The sequence below is a fragment of the Tessaracoccus rhinocerotis genome (genome assembly GCF_007197885.1).
Lineage (GTDB): Bacteria > Actinomycetota > Actinomycetes > Propionibacteriales > Propionibacteriaceae > Arachnia > Arachnia rhinocerotis.
The window spans coordinates 273,135-290,363 of sequence record NZ_VKKG01000003.1; the positions used below are offsets into that span (position 1 = coordinate 273,135).

At 70.3% G+C, this 17,229-nt stretch carries 12 protein-coding genes; 7 read left to right on the forward strand and 5 right to left on the reverse strand.

From position 1 onward, the window contains the following. Positions 1 to 106 precede the first annotated feature (106 nt). Positions 107 to 2,719, forward strand: a complete 2,613-nt coding sequence (locus tag FOJ82_RS09380) for a polysaccharide lyase family 8 super-sandwich domain-containing protein (protein WP_185975704.1) — start codon at positions 107 to 109, stop codon at positions 2,717 to 2,719. A 464-nt stretch (positions 2,720 to 3,183) separates the two neighbouring features. Here the strand turns inward: FOJ82_RS09380 and FOJ82_RS09385 are convergent, their stop codons facing one another. Beyond that, complete coding sequence (locus FOJ82_RS09385) at positions 3,184 to 3,855, reverse strand: ThuA domain-containing protein (RefSeq protein ID WP_143938217.1); 672 nt, start codon at positions 3,853 to 3,855, stop codon at positions 3,184 to 3,186. A 69-nt stretch (positions 3,856 to 3,924) separates the two neighbouring features. Here FOJ82_RS09385 and FOJ82_RS09390 point away from each other — a divergent pair, with 69 nt between their 5' ends. Further along, positions 3,925 to 4,899, forward strand: coding sequence for an aldo/keto reductase (locus FOJ82_RS09390; RefSeq protein WP_143938218.1), 975 nt, complete (start codon positions 3,925 to 3,927; stop codon positions 4,897 to 4,899). After that, a complete protein-coding gene (locus FOJ82_RS09395; RefSeq protein WP_143938219.1) occupies positions 4,896 to 5,732 on the forward strand; it encodes an amidohydrolase family protein in 837 nt (278 codons plus the stop codon). The genes FOJ82_RS09390 and FOJ82_RS09395 overlap by 4 nt, the downstream gene beginning before the upstream one ends. 172 nt (positions 5,733 to 5,904) lie before the next feature. Here the strand turns inward: FOJ82_RS09395 and FOJ82_RS09400 are convergent, their stop codons facing one another. Together FOJ82_RS09400 and FOJ82_RS09405 are read right to left on the reverse strand one after the other, a co-directional pair. Continuing rightward, positions 5,905 to 8,025, reverse strand: coding sequence for an FAD-binding protein (locus FOJ82_RS09400; protein ID WP_143938220.1), 2,121 nt, complete (start codon positions 8,023 to 8,025; stop codon positions 5,905 to 5,907). A gap of 9 nt (positions 8,026 to 8,034) precedes the next feature. Further along, on the reverse strand, positions 8,035 to 8,796 hold the full coding sequence (locus FOJ82_RS09405; protein ID WP_143938221.1) for a 3-ketoacyl-ACP reductase: 762 nt from the start codon (positions 8,794 to 8,796) through the stop codon (positions 8,035 to 8,037). Positions 8,797 to 8,958: 162 nt separating this feature from the next. Between FOJ82_RS09405 and FOJ82_RS09410 the strand changes: the two genes are divergently transcribed. From FOJ82_RS09410 to FOJ82_RS09420, 3 genes are read left to right on the forward strand one after another with little or no spacing between them, the layout of a single operon-like run. Further along, positions 8,959 to 10,140 (forward strand): Gfo/Idh/MocA family protein, encoded by a 1,182-nt coding sequence (locus FOJ82_RS09410; RefSeq protein ID WP_246099823.1) that lies wholly within the window; start codon positions 8,959 to 8,961, stop codon positions 10,138 to 10,140. 3 nt (positions 10,141 to 10,143) lie between these two features. Then, complete coding sequence (locus FOJ82_RS09415; protein WP_143938222.1) at positions 10,144 to 11,013, forward strand: sugar phosphate isomerase/epimerase family protein; 870 nt, start codon at positions 10,144 to 10,146, stop codon at positions 11,011 to 11,013. 9 nt (positions 11,014 to 11,022) lie between these two features. Then, a complete protein-coding gene (locus FOJ82_RS09420; RefSeq protein ID WP_143938223.1) occupies positions 11,023 to 12,051 on the forward strand; it encodes a LacI family DNA-binding transcriptional regulator in 1,029 nt (342 codons plus the stop codon). Between the two features lie 32 nt (positions 12,052 to 12,083). Here FOJ82_RS09420 and FOJ82_RS09425 read toward each other — a convergent pair whose 3' ends face one another. Further along, positions 12,084 to 12,950, reverse strand: a complete 867-nt coding sequence (locus tag FOJ82_RS09425; protein WP_185975706.1) for a sugar phosphate isomerase/epimerase family protein — start codon at positions 12,948 to 12,950, stop codon at positions 12,084 to 12,086. A gap of 166 nt (positions 12,951 to 13,116) precedes the next feature. On the opposite strand from FOJ82_RS09425, the gene FOJ82_RS09430 reads away from it, so the two are divergent. Further along, positions 13,117 to 15,339 (forward strand): beta-galactosidase, encoded by a 2,223-nt coding sequence (locus FOJ82_RS09430; protein ID WP_185975707.1) that lies wholly within the window; start codon positions 13,117 to 13,119, stop codon positions 15,337 to 15,339. 106 nt (positions 15,340 to 15,445) lie between these two features. Here FOJ82_RS09430 and FOJ82_RS09435 read toward each other — a convergent pair whose 3' ends face one another. Continuing rightward, a complete protein-coding gene (locus FOJ82_RS09435; protein ID WP_143938226.1) occupies positions 15,446 to 17,218 on the reverse strand; it encodes a glycoside hydrolase family 35 protein in 1,773 nt (590 codons plus the stop codon). Positions 17,219 to 17,229 lie beyond the last annotated feature (11 nt).

A 17,229-nucleotide genomic window follows, 5' to 3' on the forward strand; every position in this document is an offset into this window, starting at 1 on the left:
CCCGAACGGATGGAGGCAGTACATGTCAGGCTTTTCGAGGAGAGCATTGTTCGGACTGGCGGGGGCCGCCGGGGTTGGACATGCCGTTCTCCGATTCTCACGTCCGGTGGCGGCTGATCCGGGGGACCTGCCGCTGCTCCTGCAGAACTTCCGAAGCGTGCACGCCGGCACGGCCACCAGTAACCAAAGCGCGGCCGCCGCGCCGAGGATTGCGCTGATCGAGGCAGATGGGGAACGCTACCTCTCCCGGCTGCGTCCGCCGTCGCAGTGGGAACAGTATTCAGGGGTTATCAACGACGTCCGGCTGGGTCTGGAGAACTCCAGCAATGGGGCGGTGGCCAGCGGACGGCTCACCAGCACCTTCCGGGTGCTCTGCACGCTGGCGCTCGCCACAGCGGCCCCCGGGGCGCAGTGGTTCGGCGACACGGCTAAACAAGACCAGTTGATAGCTGCCCTGCGATGGGTGGTTGAGAACTACTACTCCGCCCAGGGCAACCCCTACACCGGCACAGGAGACACGTACGGTGACTGGTGGGACTGGGAGATCGGCAGCCCGAACGAGATTACGCGCACGCTCGCCCACCTGTACGACAGGATCTTGTTGGTGGACCCGGGCCTCGTCGACCTGTGCGTGACCATGATGGACAGCCACCTCCTCTACGTTCCGCGGTTCCACTCCGGGGCGAATCGCGCAGACATCTCTCTGAACTACCTGGTCCAGGGCGCACTGACAGCTGATGCCCCTCGCGTGTCGGAGGGGCTCGCGGCATTCCTCACGGTCACGCAGGTCGTTGACCCGGTGGCACCGGTGGACGGGATCACTGACGGCTTCTACCCGGACGGTTCGTTCCTCCAGCACGTGGACGTTCCCTACACGGGTGCTTACGGCAAGAACCTGCTCACCAGACTGACCCAGTTGGTGGCGGTCACGGCCGGGACCTCCCTCATCGGGGTGAGTGGGCTGCCGTCGGCGGCCCACGGCTGGGTGCAGAACAGTTTCGCGCCCGTGACCTACGAGGGACACCTCCTCGAATTGGTGAAGGGTAGGATCGCCGCACGCACCAACGTCGGTTACGAGGACGCCCACATCCTCGTGGAAGCGTTCACCCAGTTGGCCGCGAGCCTGCCAACTGCGCAAGGAGAGGCGTTGCGTGCTTACATCAAACACATTGCCCAGACGTCGGACGAGACCATCGAGGTCGCAACCTTTGTCTCCCCGTTGGCGATCGCAGCCTTCGATGCACTCATGACTGATGCGGCCCTGGTTCCCGAGGATCCGTTCTTCGAGTCGGGGCACAAACCCTTCAACTCGATGGAGCGCTCGGTGCACGGCCGACCGGGGTACCGGTTCGCCATCGCGCGGAGTTCGTCACGCATCGCCAAGTACGAGACCCTCAGCGGGGCCAACCCTCGTCCGTGGTTCCAGGGAGAGGGCGCCTACTACCTCTACCTCAGCGGCCAAGACCAGACGCAAGCTTACGGCGGAGAATACCTGCACGTTGTGCATCCCACGAAACTTGCGGGAGTGACGGCACAAGTTGGAGAGGAGCGGGCGCAGTCCGGGAACAGTCCCTGGGCGACCAATGACCACTCAGCAGGCGCGGACGTTGACGGCTACGGCACCGCGAGTCAGCAGCTCGGCCACGAGTTCAACCTCACGTACCTGAACCCCGAGGGAGTGAAGTCCTGGTACATGTTCGACGAAGAGATCGTCGTCCTGGGGGCCGACCTGTCTGAACCAGCCGGGCGGGACCTCATCACCTCCGTGGACACGAGGATCAGCCCGGCGGGCTCGAGTCCCGTGTTCAACTGGGTGGACGGCGACGGCTTTCCCGGGACGGGTGGGACCACGGGCAGTGTCCTGCAGTACGCCAGGTGGTCCGAGCCGGTGGCAGGTGGAGCTGTGGGTTACGTCTTTCTGAACGCCAGCCCGGTCAGCATCGAGTCCGGTGCTGTCTCCGTGACCGGTCCGGACCTGACCCGTGTGGTCTCCAACGTGTCGTTCCTGCATGCCGGCGACCAGCCGACGTCGCTCGCCTACGCGATCGTGCCTAACGCCGACGAGCCCGACCTTGAGGGATACCAGGATGGGAGGCTGGTGATCCTGGCCAACGACGCCTCGGTGCAGGGCGTCACCCACACCGGTCTGGGTGTGACCATGCTGAACTTCTTCTCGAGCTCCAACGCAGGGGTGTTCGAGTCGGACGGTCCGGCCTCGGCCGTGTTCGCCAGACGCTCTGACGGCACCATCGGCGTCGGAATCTCGGAGCCGACCTTCGTGGGTAGTTCACTGACGCTGCGTTTGTCCGAACCCGGCATCCAGTTGGTCAGCGCGGAACCGGGGGTGACGGTATCCATCTCCGGGAATGTCACGGAGATCACCCTCGACACGGATGGCGCGGCCGGGCGGGTCTTCCGTCTCGAGTTGTTGGATCTCGCGCACTCCCTGACCTCCGTGGAGGCTGGGCTCTCGTCTGCCATTGAATTGGGGTCGATCAGCGCGTCAGCAGTCCCGAGGCTCCGAGCGGCACTGCAGGTTGCGAGGACAAGTTGGGAGGCAGGGCGTGGTCGGCCCATGTACCTTGCATTGCTGCGCTTCTCCCGTTTCGTGGACGAGCCGCGCAGCGCGACGGCAGGTGGTGAAGTTCACCTTCGTCCACTGAGGGAGCTGGCGACCCGGGTCGTCGCAGCCGTCAAGCAAACCGGGCAAATTCGTTAGTGAAATCCCCCGACACAGTGGGCCCTGCCGGTTGGCGGGGCGCACTGCTTTCAGGTGATGGTCAGTGGAAGCGGACAATGTTGTACCCCACCCAGCTGTCGGTCTGGTGGTAGCTCCACGCACCGGCGCTGTCCTGCCCTGCGCCGACGAAGGTGCTCCAGATCCAGGTGCGGCAACCGTTTCCTCCGGAGGCAGCGGTGCCACAATTGGTGCGCCATTTCTTGCCCTTGGCCGAGGCCACTCACCGGTGCCGCCAGCGGTTACTGCCCCATGCAGCCCGGGTGGCCATCGGCAGGTAGGTGAGGTTGTTGCAGTGCCAACCCGTCTTCGTGACGAACACTCCGCCCTGATGGCGGTCTGGGTGGGCCAGATCTCGGGTTGTGCTTTGTGCCAAGGGGTGAGAGAGACCGCCCGTGGGCAGCCTACGAGCCACGCCGTCGGCTCAGCCGATTTGCCCGAAATGATCAGACGTCCCACATGGTTTGGTGCCGTGAGGCCCAGACAGCGAGTTCCGAGACCAGGGCGCGGTGGCCCGCCGAGGCGTAGGAGCGCTCGTCGTGGCCGAGCGCGTCGACCGCGATCCGCGAGTTGCCGTACTCCCTGACCCACGCCGCAGGCTCCGGACCTGAGCTACCGTCGAAGTTAGCGACGACGTGGCTGCGGCCAATGCGCTGCAGGCTGAGGTAGCGCTCGTCGTCCACGTCGAAGTCGGCCACGGCAGTGCCGTCGGGCAGGGTGGCGCCGGTGATTCGGGTGGTGGCCAGTGGGGGATGCCAGGACTGCCCCGGCACCCACATCGCTCCCAGCGCTGCGGCCCAGTCCGGGTAGTCGCGCAGCGACGCCAGGGCACAGTGGAGGGCCAGCACGCCCATCCCGCGTTCGAGCGCCGCCGCAAACTGCTGCGGCGCGGCCGAGTCCCGGGCCAGTCGCTCGTCCGATTCGAGCCACGGGTCCGCGGCGTTGACGACGAGCAGGTCCACCCCGTCGAGCCTGCCCATGGACGCGTCGACGTCGTCGTCGACATCCACCTCGAAGCCGGACCCGCGCAGGATCTCGGCGAGCAGTGGGGAGGTCTTCGGGAACGGGTGCCACGGGTCGGCGTAGCGCCCTGATCCGCTGGCGACGAGTGCACGCATGGGGGCCTTCCTTGGTGGGAGCAGGTGTGTGGCAGTCTAGGGCGGAGCCGGGACTGACGAGGAGGTTCGATGCGGACCAGGAAGCTGCGCACGGGGCTGGGGATCACCGAACTCGGACTGGGCACATCGCAGATGGGCAACCTCGGGCAGGCCATCACCGACGAGGACGCGGCGGCCACCTTCCAGACGGCCTGGGAGGGCGGCATCCGGTACTTCGACACCGCACCCCACTACGGCCTGGGCCTGTCCGAGGTCAGGGTGGGTGACCTGCTACGACCAGTCGGGAGGGACCAGTTCGTGCTCTCGACCAAGGTCGGGCGGCTGCTGGAGGCCAACCCGCGGACGGGGGAGATGGACGACGAGGGATTCGCGGTGCCCGCCTCCCTGCGCCGCCGCTGGGACTTCAGCCGCGACGGCGTGCTGCGCTCGGTGGAGGAGAGCCTCGCTCGCCTGGGGCTGGAACGCCTGGACATCGTGCACCTCCACGACCCCGACGACCACTGGGAGCAGGCCTCGTCGGAGGCCGTACCGGCGCTCGTCGAGCTCCGCGAGCAGGGGGTCATCAACGCCGTCGGCGTCGGCATGAACCAGTCCGCAATGCTCACCGAGTTCGTGCGCCGCACCGACGTCGACCTCGTGATGTGCGCCAACCGGTACACCCTGCTCGAGCAGCCCGCCTCCGCTGACCTGCTGCCGCTCGCCGCCGAGCGAGGCATCTCCGTAGTGGTGGCAGGAGTGTTCAACTCCGGCCTGCTCGCCACACCGCGCCCCGCGCCCGGGGCGCACTACGACTACCGGCCCGCGCCGCCGAAACTCCTTGACCGCGTCAACGCCCTTGCCGACATCTGCGAGTCCCACGGCGTCACGCTGCCGACGGCGGCCCTCGCGTTCCCGCTGCGCCACCCCGTCGTCGCGGGCGTTGTGATCGGCGTCCGCAGCCCGCAGCAGTGTGCTGCCGCGCTGGCCGGCCACGCCGCCACGGTGCCCGACGCGCTCTGGGCCGAACTGGCCGAGGCAGGCTTCATCAGATCGGAGCAGGCATGACCATCGTCGACGCCCACCTGCACGTGTGGGACACCGCCCTGCTGCGCTACCCCTGGCTCGACGACGAGCCGACGCTGGGGCGGCCGTTCCTGCCAGGCGACGTCGAGCCCGACGTCGTCGACAAGCAGGTATTCGTCCAGGCCGACTGCGCGGACGGACTCGCCGAGGCGCGCTGGGTGCAGTCACTCGCGCCCGGGTGGCCGCAGCTGCACGGCCTCGTCGCGCACGCGCCCGTCGATGAACCCGGGCTGGGGGAGGTGCTCGACGAGTTGGAGGAGTCGCCCCTGCTCGTCGGGGTGCGGCGGTTGCTGCAGGACGAGCCCGTCGAGTTGGTCGAGTCCGCCGAACTCGTGGCAGGGCTGCGGGCACTGGCCGGGCGCGGCCTGCCGTTCGACGCCTGCATCCGGCACCACCAACTCCCCGCCCTCGTGCGCACGGCCCGGGCGGTCCCCGAGGTGACCATCGTGCTGGACCACCTGGGCAAGCCGCCGGTGACCGCCGGCTTCGGCAGCGCCGTCGCTCAGGAGTGGGTGGGGAACCTGGGCGAGCTCTCCGGTGCACCCAACGTGTTTGCGAAACTCTCCGGCCTCGCACCCGAGTCCGACCCGAACCGGCCGCTGGCAGAGCAGGTGGACCCGTTCCTGGACGCGGCACTCGAGGCGTTCGGGCCCGGGCGGCTGCTGGCGGGCAGCGACTTCCCCGTCTCCGCCGCCACCGGCCACGCCCTGGGCTACGGGGAGTGGTTCGACCTGGTGGCGCAACGGCTCAGCGCTGCCGAGCGGGAGCAGGTGCTGGGAGGCACGGCGCTGGCCGTCTACCGCCGCCGCGGCTGAGGCCGGCGCCGGGGCCGCCGGGACCCGTGGTGACCACAGTGCGCGCGAAATCGGTTTCGGGGCCCTGTAGGAGCCTGGCGCGGCGTGTCGCGCACGCTGGTCACACCCCGACGAGCAGAAGGGTCGCGGCCCCGGCGGGGGACCGGGGCCGCGACGGCTTCTGGGGGGAGGGCTACGACTGCCGCGCTGGCACGCCCCTGTCGGTGCGGAAGTTGCGCCAGACGTTCTCGAAGAAGTCGTCGTCGCTGGGGATGGGCCGCACGTCGCGCCAGGTGAAGACGGGCTCGCCCGCGCCGTTCCAGTCCACCTCCTGCGTGACGCCGTCGAGAGCGCCGGCGTCGAGGACGAACCGGAACTCCTCGGGCAGGCCGAGGTCCTGGTCGGGCCAGGGCAGGTCGCCGTCTGGGTCGGTGTAGAGCACCGACCCGCGGGAGTTGCCGCCGTGGTCCAGGTAGTCCTTCATCGCGTGCAGGTAGACGTACTGGCTGGTCAGGATGTCGTGGATCAGGAACAGCCGGTTCACGCTGCGGCGCGACGAGTCGTCGACCACGACCGTCTCCGGGTAGGACTCGAGCCACTGAGTAACCTGCTCCAGCGCCTCGAGCACCGACGCCCGCGAGCGCACGAGGCCGGCGTTGCGGCTCATCAGCTCGGTGACGTCGGTGATCAGCGTGCCGGTGTTGTCCTCGGCGCCCGCCTCGAAGCGCGCGACGGCATCGGCCAGCAGCGTGGCCGCGCGCCCGAACACGTCGGTGGCGACGGCGTCGAAGCCGTCACCCTCGGGAGCCTCGGCCCGGTGAGCGGCGATGTACTGCGCGGCCCGGGTGGAGCCCACCTGGCCGGAGTTCAACGCGGCGCCGCCGGGGCGGTAGACGCCATGCGCGCCGGCGGCCTCGCCGACGGGGAACAGGCCGTCGACCACCGACGAGTGCCACCAGCCGTCGACGGCGATGCCGCCGTTGTTGTGCTGTGCGCAGACCGCGATCTCGAGCATGTCCTGCTCCAGGTCCACGCCCGGGTTGCGGCCCAGGTAGAACTGGTAGGACGGCTCGTTCATGTGGCGCAGCCGCTGGATCGGGGTGGTGCCCGCCAGGTCGGCGACCCCGGCCCGCTCCAGGTAGACGCGCGCCTGCTCGTCGAGCTGGTCCGCGTCCAGCGCCCCGGCGGGGTTGCTGCGGAAGTCGAGGAACACCCGGCGGCCGCGCATCACCGTCTCCCGGTAGACGAGCAGGTCCACCAGGCTGGACCCGTCGCGCGCCTTGCGGATGTCGAAGGGCCACTGGTAGCCCTTCAGGAACACCAGGCTTGCCAGCAGGTTCGGGTCATCGATGACGTCGGAAAGGAACTCGCGCTCGTCGCCGCCCTCCGCGTCGGTGGACACGAACCGCGGCACCACCTGCATGTAGGTGCCCGACACGTTCCAACGCGGCTTGATGGAGGCCAACCCGAACTGCCACTCCGTGAGGTTGTGGCCGCGGGCGCCGTTTCGGAGCGCGGCCCCGGCGCCGCCCCACTGGCCGTGCGGGAACACCGAGTCCGAGTACATCCCCGCCGGGCCGCCGGTGGCCATGACCACGTTGGTGGCGCGCACCAGCAGGAAGCGCGACGGTTCCTTGGCGAGCTGCTCGACGAGCGTGCCGGTGGGCTCAGGGGAGGGCTCCTCGCCGACGTTGGTCTCGACGATCTCCTCCTCGGTGGCGGCGCTCCGGGCGGCGCCGACGTCGGTGCGCAGGAACAGCGCACCGCGGACGTTGCCGTCGTCGACCAGCACGTCCACCAGGCGGCAGTTCCCGATCACCGGGATGCCGAGCCGGCGGACCTTGGACTCGAGCGACTCCACCATCGACTTGCTGGTGAACGGGCCGACGGAGGTGGCGCGCTGGCGGGGGTCGTGGTCGGTCTTGTAGCCGACGAACTCACCGGAGTGGTTGGCCGGGAACGGCACCCCGGCCTCGATCAGGTGGTAGAAGCAGCGGGCGCTCAGGGCGGCCTCGGCCAGGGCGTTGTCGCCGTCCATCGAGCCGCCGCTGAACAGCGTCTCGGCCATCGAGCGCACCGAGTCGGGCTCGCTGCCGGAGAGCGTGAGCTTGTAGTAGGTCTGCTTGTCCGAGCCCGCGTTGCGGGAGGCGCCGGCGCGGATCTTGTCCGCGGCCATCACGACGTCGGGGGCGCCGAAGCCGGCCAGCCGCACGGCGGCGTTGTAGCCGGCCGAGCCGGTCCCGATGACGAGGCTCGTGGTGGTGACGACGGGTACCTGCTGGTCGCCGACGGTGATGTGGTCCAGATGGGTCATGGCAGGTCCTCAGAGTCGGGGCAGGTGCATGCCGCCGTCGACGTTGATCACGTCTCCGGTGCTGTAGGGCATGGCGCCGGAGGCCAGCGCGGCGACGGCGCCCCCGACGTCGGAGGGCTGGCCCCAGCGGGGCATGGGGGAGATGCCCTGGGCGAAGAGTGCGTCGTAGCGGTCCTTCACGCCGGCGGTCATGTCCGTGGCGATGATGCCGGGGCGGACCTCGTAGGCGAGGATGCCCTCCGGTGCGAGCCGCGCCGCCCAGAGGCGGGTGGCCATGGACACGCCGGCCTTCGAGATGCAGTACTCGCCGCGGTTGGTGGAGACCGTCGTGGCCGAGATCGAGGAGACGTTGACGATGACGCCGCGCGGGGCGCCCTCGAGCTGCTCCTGGCCGAGCATCTGGTTGGCCACCGCCTGGGTCAGGAAGTACGGGCCGCGCAGGTTGATCCCCATCACCCGGTCGTAGCTCTCGGGTGTGGCCTCGAGGATGTCCAGGCGCTCGGTGGGGCCGACGCCGGCGTTGTTGATCAGGACGTCGATCCGGCCGAAGCGGGCGACGACGTCCGCGACGAGCGCGGCGTGCGAGTCGACGTCGTCGACGGTGGCGCGGAAGTAGGCGGCGTGCTCGGCGCCGCCGAGGGAATCGACGAGCCCCTCGGGTTCGGGGCGGGTGGCGACGACGGCGACGCGGACGCCCTCTGCAATGAGGGACTGGGAGATGCCGAGGCCGATGCCGCGACTTCCCCCGGTGACGATGGCTACACGATTCATGGGCCCATTCTTGCCCGTCCCGGACACTTTGGCAAGCGCTTTCCCGAATGCGGCCGGAACACGCAGGTTTGTTGCAGATCTCCTTGCGATTCGCCCCGTCGCATGTCAAGATACAGGAAAGCGTTTACCCACCGCTGGGACACGAGACCGAAGGATTTTGAAGTGACCACCACCAACACCAACAGCTCCGGAGTGCGCGAGATCGGCATCATCATGAACGGTGTCTCGGGGCGAATGGGCTACCGCCAGCACCTGGTGCGCTCCATCCTCGCGATCCGCGACGAAGGTGGGATCGAACTCTCCGACGGGACCAAGGTCACTGTCCGTCCGCTGCTCGTGGGTCGCACCGAGTCCAAGTTGGCCGAGATCGCCAAGCGTCACGGCATCGAGGACTGGACCACCGACCTCGACGCCGCCCTCGCGGACCCGCGCTGGGAGATCTACGCCGACTTCCTCGTCACCAAGGCGCGCTCGTCCGCACTGCGCAAGGCGATCGCCGCGGGCAAGACCATCTACACGGAGAAGCCCACCGCCGAGTCCGTCGAGGAGGCGCTGGAGCTGGCGCGCCTCGCCGCGGCCGCCGGCGTGAAGACGGGCGTCGTGCACGACAAGCTCTATCTCCCCGGCCTCCGGAAGCTCAAGCGGCTGATCGACTCCGGCTTCTTCGGTCGCATCCTGTCCGTCCGCGGGGAGTTCGGCTACTGGGTCTTCGAGGGCGACTGGCAGCCCGCGCAGCGACCCAGCTGGAACTACCGCGTCGAGGACGGCGGCGGCATCATCGTCGACATGTTCCCCCACTGGAACTACGTGCTGGAGAACCTGTTCGGTGAGGTCAGGAGCGTCTACACCCAGGCCTCCATCCACATCCCGGAGCGCTGGGACGAGCAGGGCGACAAGTACGAGACCACCGCCGAGGACGCCGCCTACGGCATCTTCGAGCTCGACGGCGGCGTCGTCGCCCAGATCAACTCCAGCTGGACCGTGCGCGTCAACCGCGACGAACTTGTCGAGTTCCACGTCGACGGCACCCACGGCTCGGCCGTCGTCGGCCTGTTCGGCGCGAAGATCCAGCACCGCAACGCCACCCCCAAGCCCGTCTGGAACCCGGACCTGGCGGACACGCACGACTACGACGCCGACTGGGCCGAGGTGCCCACCAACGACGTCTTCGCCAACGGCTTCCGGCAGCAGTGGGAGGAGTTCCTCGACTCCTACGTGCTCGGCACCGACTACCCGTTCGACCTGCTCGCCGGCGCCCGTGGCGTCCAGCTCGCCGCAGCCGGCCTGCAGTCCGCAGAAGAGGGCCGCAAGGTGGAGTTGCCCGAACTGAGCCTGGAGGGCTGAAGCATGAGCGCCGCGGACCCGCGCCTGTCCATCAACCAGGCCACCATCAAGTACGCCGACCTCGCCACGGCCCTGCGGGTCACCGCTGAGGCCGGGGTGGGGGCCATCGGCCTGTGGCGCGAACCGGTGGCCGAGGTTGGCCTGGCGCAGGCCGCCCGCATGCTGAACGACTCCGGCCTGCGGTTCTCCTCGCACTGCCGTGGCGGTTTCTTCACCCTCCCCGAGGGGCCGGAGCGCCGGGCCTCCATCGACAACAACCGCGCAGCCATCGAGGAGACCGCGACGCTGGCCGCCGCCGGTGCGCCGGGCTCCACGCCGGTGCTGGTGCTCGTCTCCGGCGGGCTGCCCGAGGGCTCCCGTGACCTCGCGGGCGCTCGTGAGCGCGTCCGCGACGCGATCGGTGAACTCGCGCCGGAGGCGGCTGCGGCCGGGGTCGAACTCGCCATCGAGCCGCTCCACCCGATGTACGCCTCGGACCGCTGCGTCGTCTCGACCCTGGGCCAGGCGCTGGACATCGCCGCGGACTTCGACGCGGGCGTCGTCGGTGCCGCCGTCGACACGTTCCACATCTGGTGGGACCCCGACGTCGTGGCGCAGGTGGAGCGCGCGGGCCGCGAGGGTCGGATCTCGACCTACCAGGTCTGCGACTGGGCCACCCCGCTGCCGGCCGACGTCCTCCTCGGGCGCCACTACCCGGGGGACGGCGTCATCGACTTCGGCCCGATCACGCGCGCCGTCATCGCCTCCGGCTACGACCGGGACGTCGAGGTGGAGATCTTCAACGAGCAGATCTGGGCCACCGATCCGCTGGAAGCCGTCCGAAGAACCGCCGCAGGGTTCGCAGCGGCCGTGTCCCCCCACTTGACGGCCTAGAATCCGGCCATGGCGAAATCCCGGAACGCAGGCGGTCCCCAGACCGCGACCCTCAACGACGTGGCGGAGCGGGCGGGGGTCTCACTGGCGACGGCATCGCGCGCGCTGAACGGCTCCAACCGCAGGGTCGCCGACTCCTACCGGCAGCGAGTCGAGGCGGCGGCAGCCGAACTCGGCTACACCGCCAACCTCTCGGCCCAGGCGACGGCCCGGGGCACGTCGGCGATCATCGCCCTCCTCGTGGCAGACATCGCCGACCCGTACTTCGGTGAGCTGGCCTCCGGCGTCGCCCGCGGGGCCGACGAGGCCGGCCTGATCGTCAACATCGCCATCACCGAGAGGGACGCCGAGCGGGAGGTCCGGCTCGTGCGGGCCCTGCGGGGCCAGCGGCCCAAAGGCATCATCCTCGCCGCCTCGCGCGCCACCCCGCGCGTGGAGCCGGAGCTGCGCCGCGAGCTGGAGCTGCTGGCCTCCGTGGGCGGCCGCGCCGTGGCGATGGGCGTGCAGGACGACGACGTGCGCTCGGTGATCATCGACAACCGCGGCGGCGCCGAGGCCCTCGCGAAGGCTCTCGTGGGGCGCGGCTACCGGCGCGCCGTCGTGCTCGCAGCAGCCGACGGCATGGTGACCTCAGACTCGCGCCTCGACGGCTTCCGCGCCGGCTTCACCGCCTCCGGGGGCGAGGAGCCGCGGGTCTACCGGTGCGCGTTCAGCCGCGAGGGCGGCATGGAGGGGATGGGCAGGGCGCTGGCCGACAGCGTCGAGACCGGCACCGTCGTCTTCGCGATCAGCGACGTCATGGCGATCGGCGCCATGACCACCATCCGGGAGGCCGGCCGCGAAGTGGGCTCCGACATCGCCCTGGCCGGATTCGACGACATCCCCACCGGCCGCGACGTCACCCCACCCCTGACCACCGTGCGTATCCCGCTCGAGGAGGTTGGCTACCAGGCGTTCCACGCCGCCGTCGACGAGGAGTGGGTCCAGGCCGACGGCGCCCTCCAACTCGAAGTGCTCCTGCGGGCCAGCACCCCCTGAGGTCGCCGCCGCCGCGGGTTGGGGCCCATGGGTCAGTGCGAGGCGAGGAAAGCGGCCGCGGAGGCGAGGGCGGCCTCCAGCGGCGGGGCCGTCGGCACCCAGAACCGCTCCCATTCCAGTGAGACCGGCCCGCGGTATCCCAGCTCGTCGAGGACTGCCAGGAACTCGGGCCCGGGGGCCGCGCCGTCGCCCTGGAGCACCGGGAACGTGTCGGCCCGGTCGGCCACGTCCTTGATCTGCACGTAGCCTCGGCCGCCCAGGACGTGGCGGCCGAGGTGCTGCGCGGTGGCTCCCAGCTCCTCACCGACGCGCCAGGGGTGGAGGAGGTCCCAGATCGCGCCGACGGGGTGGCCCGGGGCGGCCTCGTCGAGGGCTGCGAGCAGCCGCGCGACGTCCTCCCCGCGCGGGTGGGAGTCGTGGGTCTCGACCAGGGGCGCGACGCCGAGGGCGGCGGCAGCGTCCAGGGCCAGTAGCAGTCGACGCACACCGCGGGCGTCGGCCTCGTCGACGGGCTCCATCAGTTCCGGCGAGCGGTCCGACGGGGTGGTGCCCACCGTCGGGGCGCCCGGGAACACCCGCACTTGATGCGCGCCCAGATCCGAGGCGAGGTGCAGCTCGGCCTCGAGGGCGGCTGCCACCTCGGCGTCGTCGCCCTCGGCCATGATCCGGACGCGGCTGGCGACGCTGAAGATCTCCATGCCCGCATCCTCGAACTGCCTGCGGACCTCCCGGCGGGAGGCGGCATCGCTGCCGGGGTGGATGAACGCTCCCTGCGCGGACCGAATCTCGACTGCGCGCACGCCGTGACGAGCCATCATCGCCGCGGTGCTCGACAGGTCCTCGTCCACGACGCCGAGGGTCGAGGCGGCGAACAGGCGTCCTGCGGCGGCGTTCATCATGTCTGGGTCTCCTGTTCCTGGCGGGCGGTTCGGGCGGCTGTCCCCGAGTATTGCGTGTCTGGGGGTGTGTAGGTCTCGCCGCGGTCCGCCAAGTGAGGCCACGGGGATTTGGAAACGGTTACAGGATTCGAGAGACTGGCATTTCCGAGCACCTGAAGGAGTACCCGTGGCATCCCTGCGCACCATCCGCGTCGCCCCCGCACCCGCCCCAAGGCCCGTCCCGGGGTCGCTTGGTGACGAGCGGGTGAGTGTGAACTCGCGCCACGTCTCCGTCGACGGCGAGCCGGTGTTCCCCGTCTCCGGGGAGATCCACTACTCCCGGATCCCGCGCGAGCTGTGGGACGACGTGCTGCGCCGGGCCCGCGCCGGCGGACTCACCCACGTGGCCGCCTACGCGTTCTGGAACCACCACGAGGACGCCGACGGGGTGCTCTCCTTCGACGGGGACCTCGACGTGCGGCACTTCCTCGACCTCGCCGTCGGGCACGGCCTCGGCCTGGTGCTGCGGCTCGGCCCGTACGTCCACTCCGAGGCGCGCCACGGCGGACTGCCGGACCGGATCGCCGACGCCGGCTGGCAGGTGCGGACCAACGACCCGGGCTACCTGGCCGAGGTGGAGAAGTGGTACGCCGCGCTGTTCGCGCAGGTGCAGGGCCTGGACCTGTTCGGCGTGCAGGTGGACAACGAGCTCTACGACCAGCCCGACCACCTCGTCGAGCTGCGCCGGATCGCCGAACGGGTCGGCTTCTCGGCGCCACTGTGGACTGCCACCGCATGGGGTGCGGCGCAGCTGCCCGAGGACGTGTTCGCGCTCTACGGCGGCTACACCGACTCCTTCTGGATCGAGGCCACGGACCTGCGTGACGACCGCAGCCTGACGAACTTCTACCCCAGCCCGGTCCGCGACGACGACGGCATCGGCGCCGACCACCGCAAGCCCTCTGCCGACTCCGCCGGTCGCGTGGCTCGCTCTGGCGAGCGTGTCGAGGCCCCGCTCGGCCCCATCCAGGACGACCACCCCTTCGCCACCTGCGAACTGGGCGGTGGCATGGTCTCGGCCTACCACCGTCGCCCCGTGGTGACCGGCCGCGACGTCGAGGCGCTCGGCCTGGCGAAGCTGGCATCCGGCAGCATCTGGCAGGGCTACTACATGTACGCCGACGGCAGGAACCCGCGGCGCGGACTCCAGGAGTGCCACGCCGTCGGCGAGCCCAACGACTTCATGGAGCTCGGCTACGACTTCGGCGCGGCCCTCACCCTGGACGGCGTGCCGCGCGAGACCTGGTTCCGGCTGCGTCGCCAGCACCTGTTCCTGGAGCGTTGGGGCGCCGCCCTGGCGACCATGCCCGCCGTGCTGCCCGTGGGATTCCCGGAGCCGCACGACGTCACCTCGCTGCGCTGGGCCGTGCGATCCGACGGCGAGCGCGGGTTCCTGTTCGTGGTGAACCACCAGCCTTCCGACGTGCTCCCGGCACACGAGGGCATCGCGTTCGAGGTGGTGCTGGACGGCCTCACGATCTCCTTCCCCGAGTTCGACGTCCCCGCCGACTCCGCCTTCGTGCTCCCGTTCGGCCTCGAGGTGGGTGGGGTCGAGCTCGAATGGGCGACCGCCCAGCCCGTGACCGAGTTCACCTGGCAGGGCCTGCCCCTGCTGGTGCTGGCCGCGGTGGACGGGATCGAGCCCAGGTTCGGCACGGCCGCCACGATGGAAGTGGTTGACGTCGTCGGCCCCGGCGACTGGTGGAGCGTCGCCGTGGACGGCCGGACCGTCGCCCACGTCGTCGTCCTGTCCGACCCGGAGTCCCTGCGCCTCGGGGTGACCGACGGCCGGGTGGTCCTAGGCGACGCGATCGTGACCTCCGACCGGATCGAGTCGTTCGAGCCCGATTCGGTCGAGGTGGACCACCTCGGTGAGGCCGGCACCGGATTCGGACCGGCCACCTACACCCTGCGGCTCACCGACGACGGCTGGCTGCCGGTCCTGCCCGCACCGGCCGGTGTGGCGACGCCGGTGCCGTGGACCGCCTTGTCAGGAGCGGGGGTCGCGCCTGCTCCGCAGGTCGCGCCCAACGGCCGTGCGACGGTGCCCACGGACTGGTCGGCCGCAGCCACGTTCAGCATCTCCGCACCCGAGGCCGGCACCCTGGTCCTGGAGTGGGAGGGTGACGTCGCCCGCGCGTGGGACGGCGACCGCCTCGTCAGCGACGCCATCTTCAACGGTCGTGAGTGGCGGATCACCGCTGCCGAGCGCGCCGGGGCCGCCGAGCTCCGGATCGAGATCCTGCCCCTGGCCGACGGTGCCCCGGTCCTGGTCTGCGCCGGTCGTCCTGCTGGCTGCCACATCGCCGCCGCGCGCGTGGAGGTCCCGGGGTCGGTCCAGCTGGCTTGATGCGGCGAGGCCCCTTCGAGGCTCCCGATTTCGCCGCTCTGCAGGGCCGGTGCACCGGCGTGTCGCGAAGCGTGGTCGCCACCGGGCTGGGCAGCGACGGCCCGGGCTACTCCACCTCGTGGCCCAGGTCCGGCCGTGCGACGAAGCGCGCCGTCGCGTCGGTGACCTGCTCCAGCTCCACGATCACGACCGTGTTCGCTCCCGCCCGGGTGGCCGGTCCGGGGACGTAGAGCGTGCGCTGGGGGCCGCGACGCCAGTAGCGACCGAGGAAGAACCCGTTGACCCACGCGTAGCCCTTGCCCCAGCCGCGGGTGTCGAGGAACAGGTCGGCTGCATCGCCGAGTTCGAACGTGCCGCGCAGGCCCACAGGGCCGACGGCGCGCCCGCTGCGCACCAGGCCCTCCGTCCCGGCGGCGGCCGCGACGGCCTCGCCCAGCGCGGGCACGTCGAAGGTGCGCACGTACCAGGGGCCGGGCAGGGGGGCGCCGTCGAGCGTGGGGGTGCCGATGACGCCCTTGGCCTCGCCGATGCGCTGGTCGTAGTTCACTCGCCCGAGCTCCTCGACCAGCAGCGTCAGGTCCCGGCCGGCCGGCAGCCCCACGGAGTTGTCGCCCAGCACGCGCTGCAGGGTGCCGACCTGCAGATCGTCGCGGAGGACCCAGGCGTGGTCGCGAACCTCGGCGTCCAGCACCCCCACGGCGGTGCTCGGGGCGGCGGTCCGGTACTCGGCGAGGACGAGGTCGGGGCCGAGTTCGTCGAGGGTCGGCGGCGAGGGGAACTCGCCACGGTCCGAGGCGACGAGTTCCAGGGGAGCCGCCACGGCGTCGAGGTCCACAGAGAGCTCGGGCGCGGCGAGGGGCTCGGGGAGCGGCTCGTCGGGCACCGGGGCGTGCCGGGCGATGACCTCGCGGAAGGCGTGGAACTTGGGCGTGAGGTCGCCGGACTCGCTGATGGGGGAGTCGTAGTCGTAGCTGGTGACCATGGGCAGGTAGCGGCCCGAGTCGTTGGCGCCGGCGGTCAGGCCGAAGTTCGTGCCGCCGTGGACCATGTAGATGTTGACCGAGGCGCCGGCGGCCAGGAGCTCGTCGAGGTCGCGGGCGGAGTCCTCGGCCGGCGTCGTGTGGTGCTTCTCGCCCCAGTGGTCGAACCAGCCGCACCAGAACTCCATGCACATCAGCGGGCCCGTGGGCTGGTGCTCGCGCAGGGTGGCGAGGCGTTCGCTGATCCGGGAGCCGAAGGAGCCCGTCTTGTGCAGGCCCTCGTGCGCGCCGCCCTCCATCATGTGCGCGATGGGCTGGTCCACCTGGGTCAGCGGTACGGTGATCCCGGCGGCGCGGGTGAGGCGGATGAGCTCGCCCAAGTAGGCCTTGTCGGAGCCGTATGCGCCGTACTCGTTCTCGATCTGGACCAGCACGACGCTGCCGCCACGGTCGATCTGTCGCGGCGCGAGGATCTCGTTCACGCGCTCCAGGTAGGAGGTCACGGCCTCGAGGTAGCGGGGGTCGGAGGAGCGCAGCCGCATGTCCGGGTCCGCCGTCAGCCACGTCGGCAGGCCGCCGTTGTGCCACTCCGCGCAGACGTAGGGTCCGGGGCGGACGATGGCGTGCATCCCCTCCTCAGCGACGATGTCGAGGAATCGACCGAGGTCCAACGGGCCGCTGGCGTCCCACTGCCCGCGGACGGGCTCGTGGGCGTTCCAGGCGACGTAGGTCTCGATGGTGTTGAGCCCCATCAGCCGCGCCTTGCGGATGCGGTCGCGCCACAGCTCCGGGTGTACCCGCGGGTAGTGGATGGCGCCGGAGATGATGCGGTGCGGTTGCCCGTCGAGGAGGAAGTCGGACTCGCCGATCTGGAAGCGTGAGGTGAGGTCGTCAGCCATGTGGCGAGCCT

What these genes read in the sequence shown, in the direction of transcription:
- FOJ82_RS09405 (WP_143938221.1), bottom strand. Translation starts at nt 8,796, where the DNA reads ATGAATCGTGTAGCCATCGTCACCGGGGGAAGTCGCGGCATCGGCCTC.
- FOJ82_RS09415 (WP_143938222.1), top strand. Translation starts at nt 10,144, where the DNA reads ATGAGCGCCGCGGACCCGCGCCTGTCCATCAACCAGGCCACCATCAAG.
- FOJ82_RS09395 (WP_143938219.1), top strand. Translation starts at nt 4,896, where the DNA reads ATGACCATCGTCGACGCCCACCTGCACGTGTGGGACACCGCCCTGCTG.
- FOJ82_RS09390 (WP_143938218.1), top strand. Translation starts at nt 3,925, where the DNA reads ATGCGGACCAGGAAGCTGCGCACGGGGCTGGGGATCACCGAACTCGGA.
- FOJ82_RS09400 (WP_143938220.1), bottom strand. Translation starts at nt 8,025, where the DNA reads ATGACCCATCTGGACCACATCACCGTCGGCGACCAGCAGGTACCCGTC.
- FOJ82_RS09385 (WP_143938217.1), bottom strand. Translation starts at nt 3,855, where the DNA reads ATGCGTGCACTCGTCGCCAGCGGATCAGGGCGCTACGCCGACCCGTGG.
- FOJ82_RS09435 (WP_143938226.1), bottom strand. Translation starts at nt 17,218, where the DNA reads ATGGCTGACGACCTCACCTCACGCTTCCAGATCGGCGAGTCCGACTTC.
- FOJ82_RS09425 (WP_185975706.1), bottom strand. Translation starts at nt 12,950, where the DNA reads ATGATGAACGCCGCCGCAGGACGCCTGTTCGCCGCCTCGACCCTCGGC.
- FOJ82_RS09420 (WP_143938223.1), top strand. Translation starts at nt 11,023, where the DNA reads ATGGCGAAATCCCGGAACGCAGGCGGTCCCCAGACCGCGACCCTCAAC.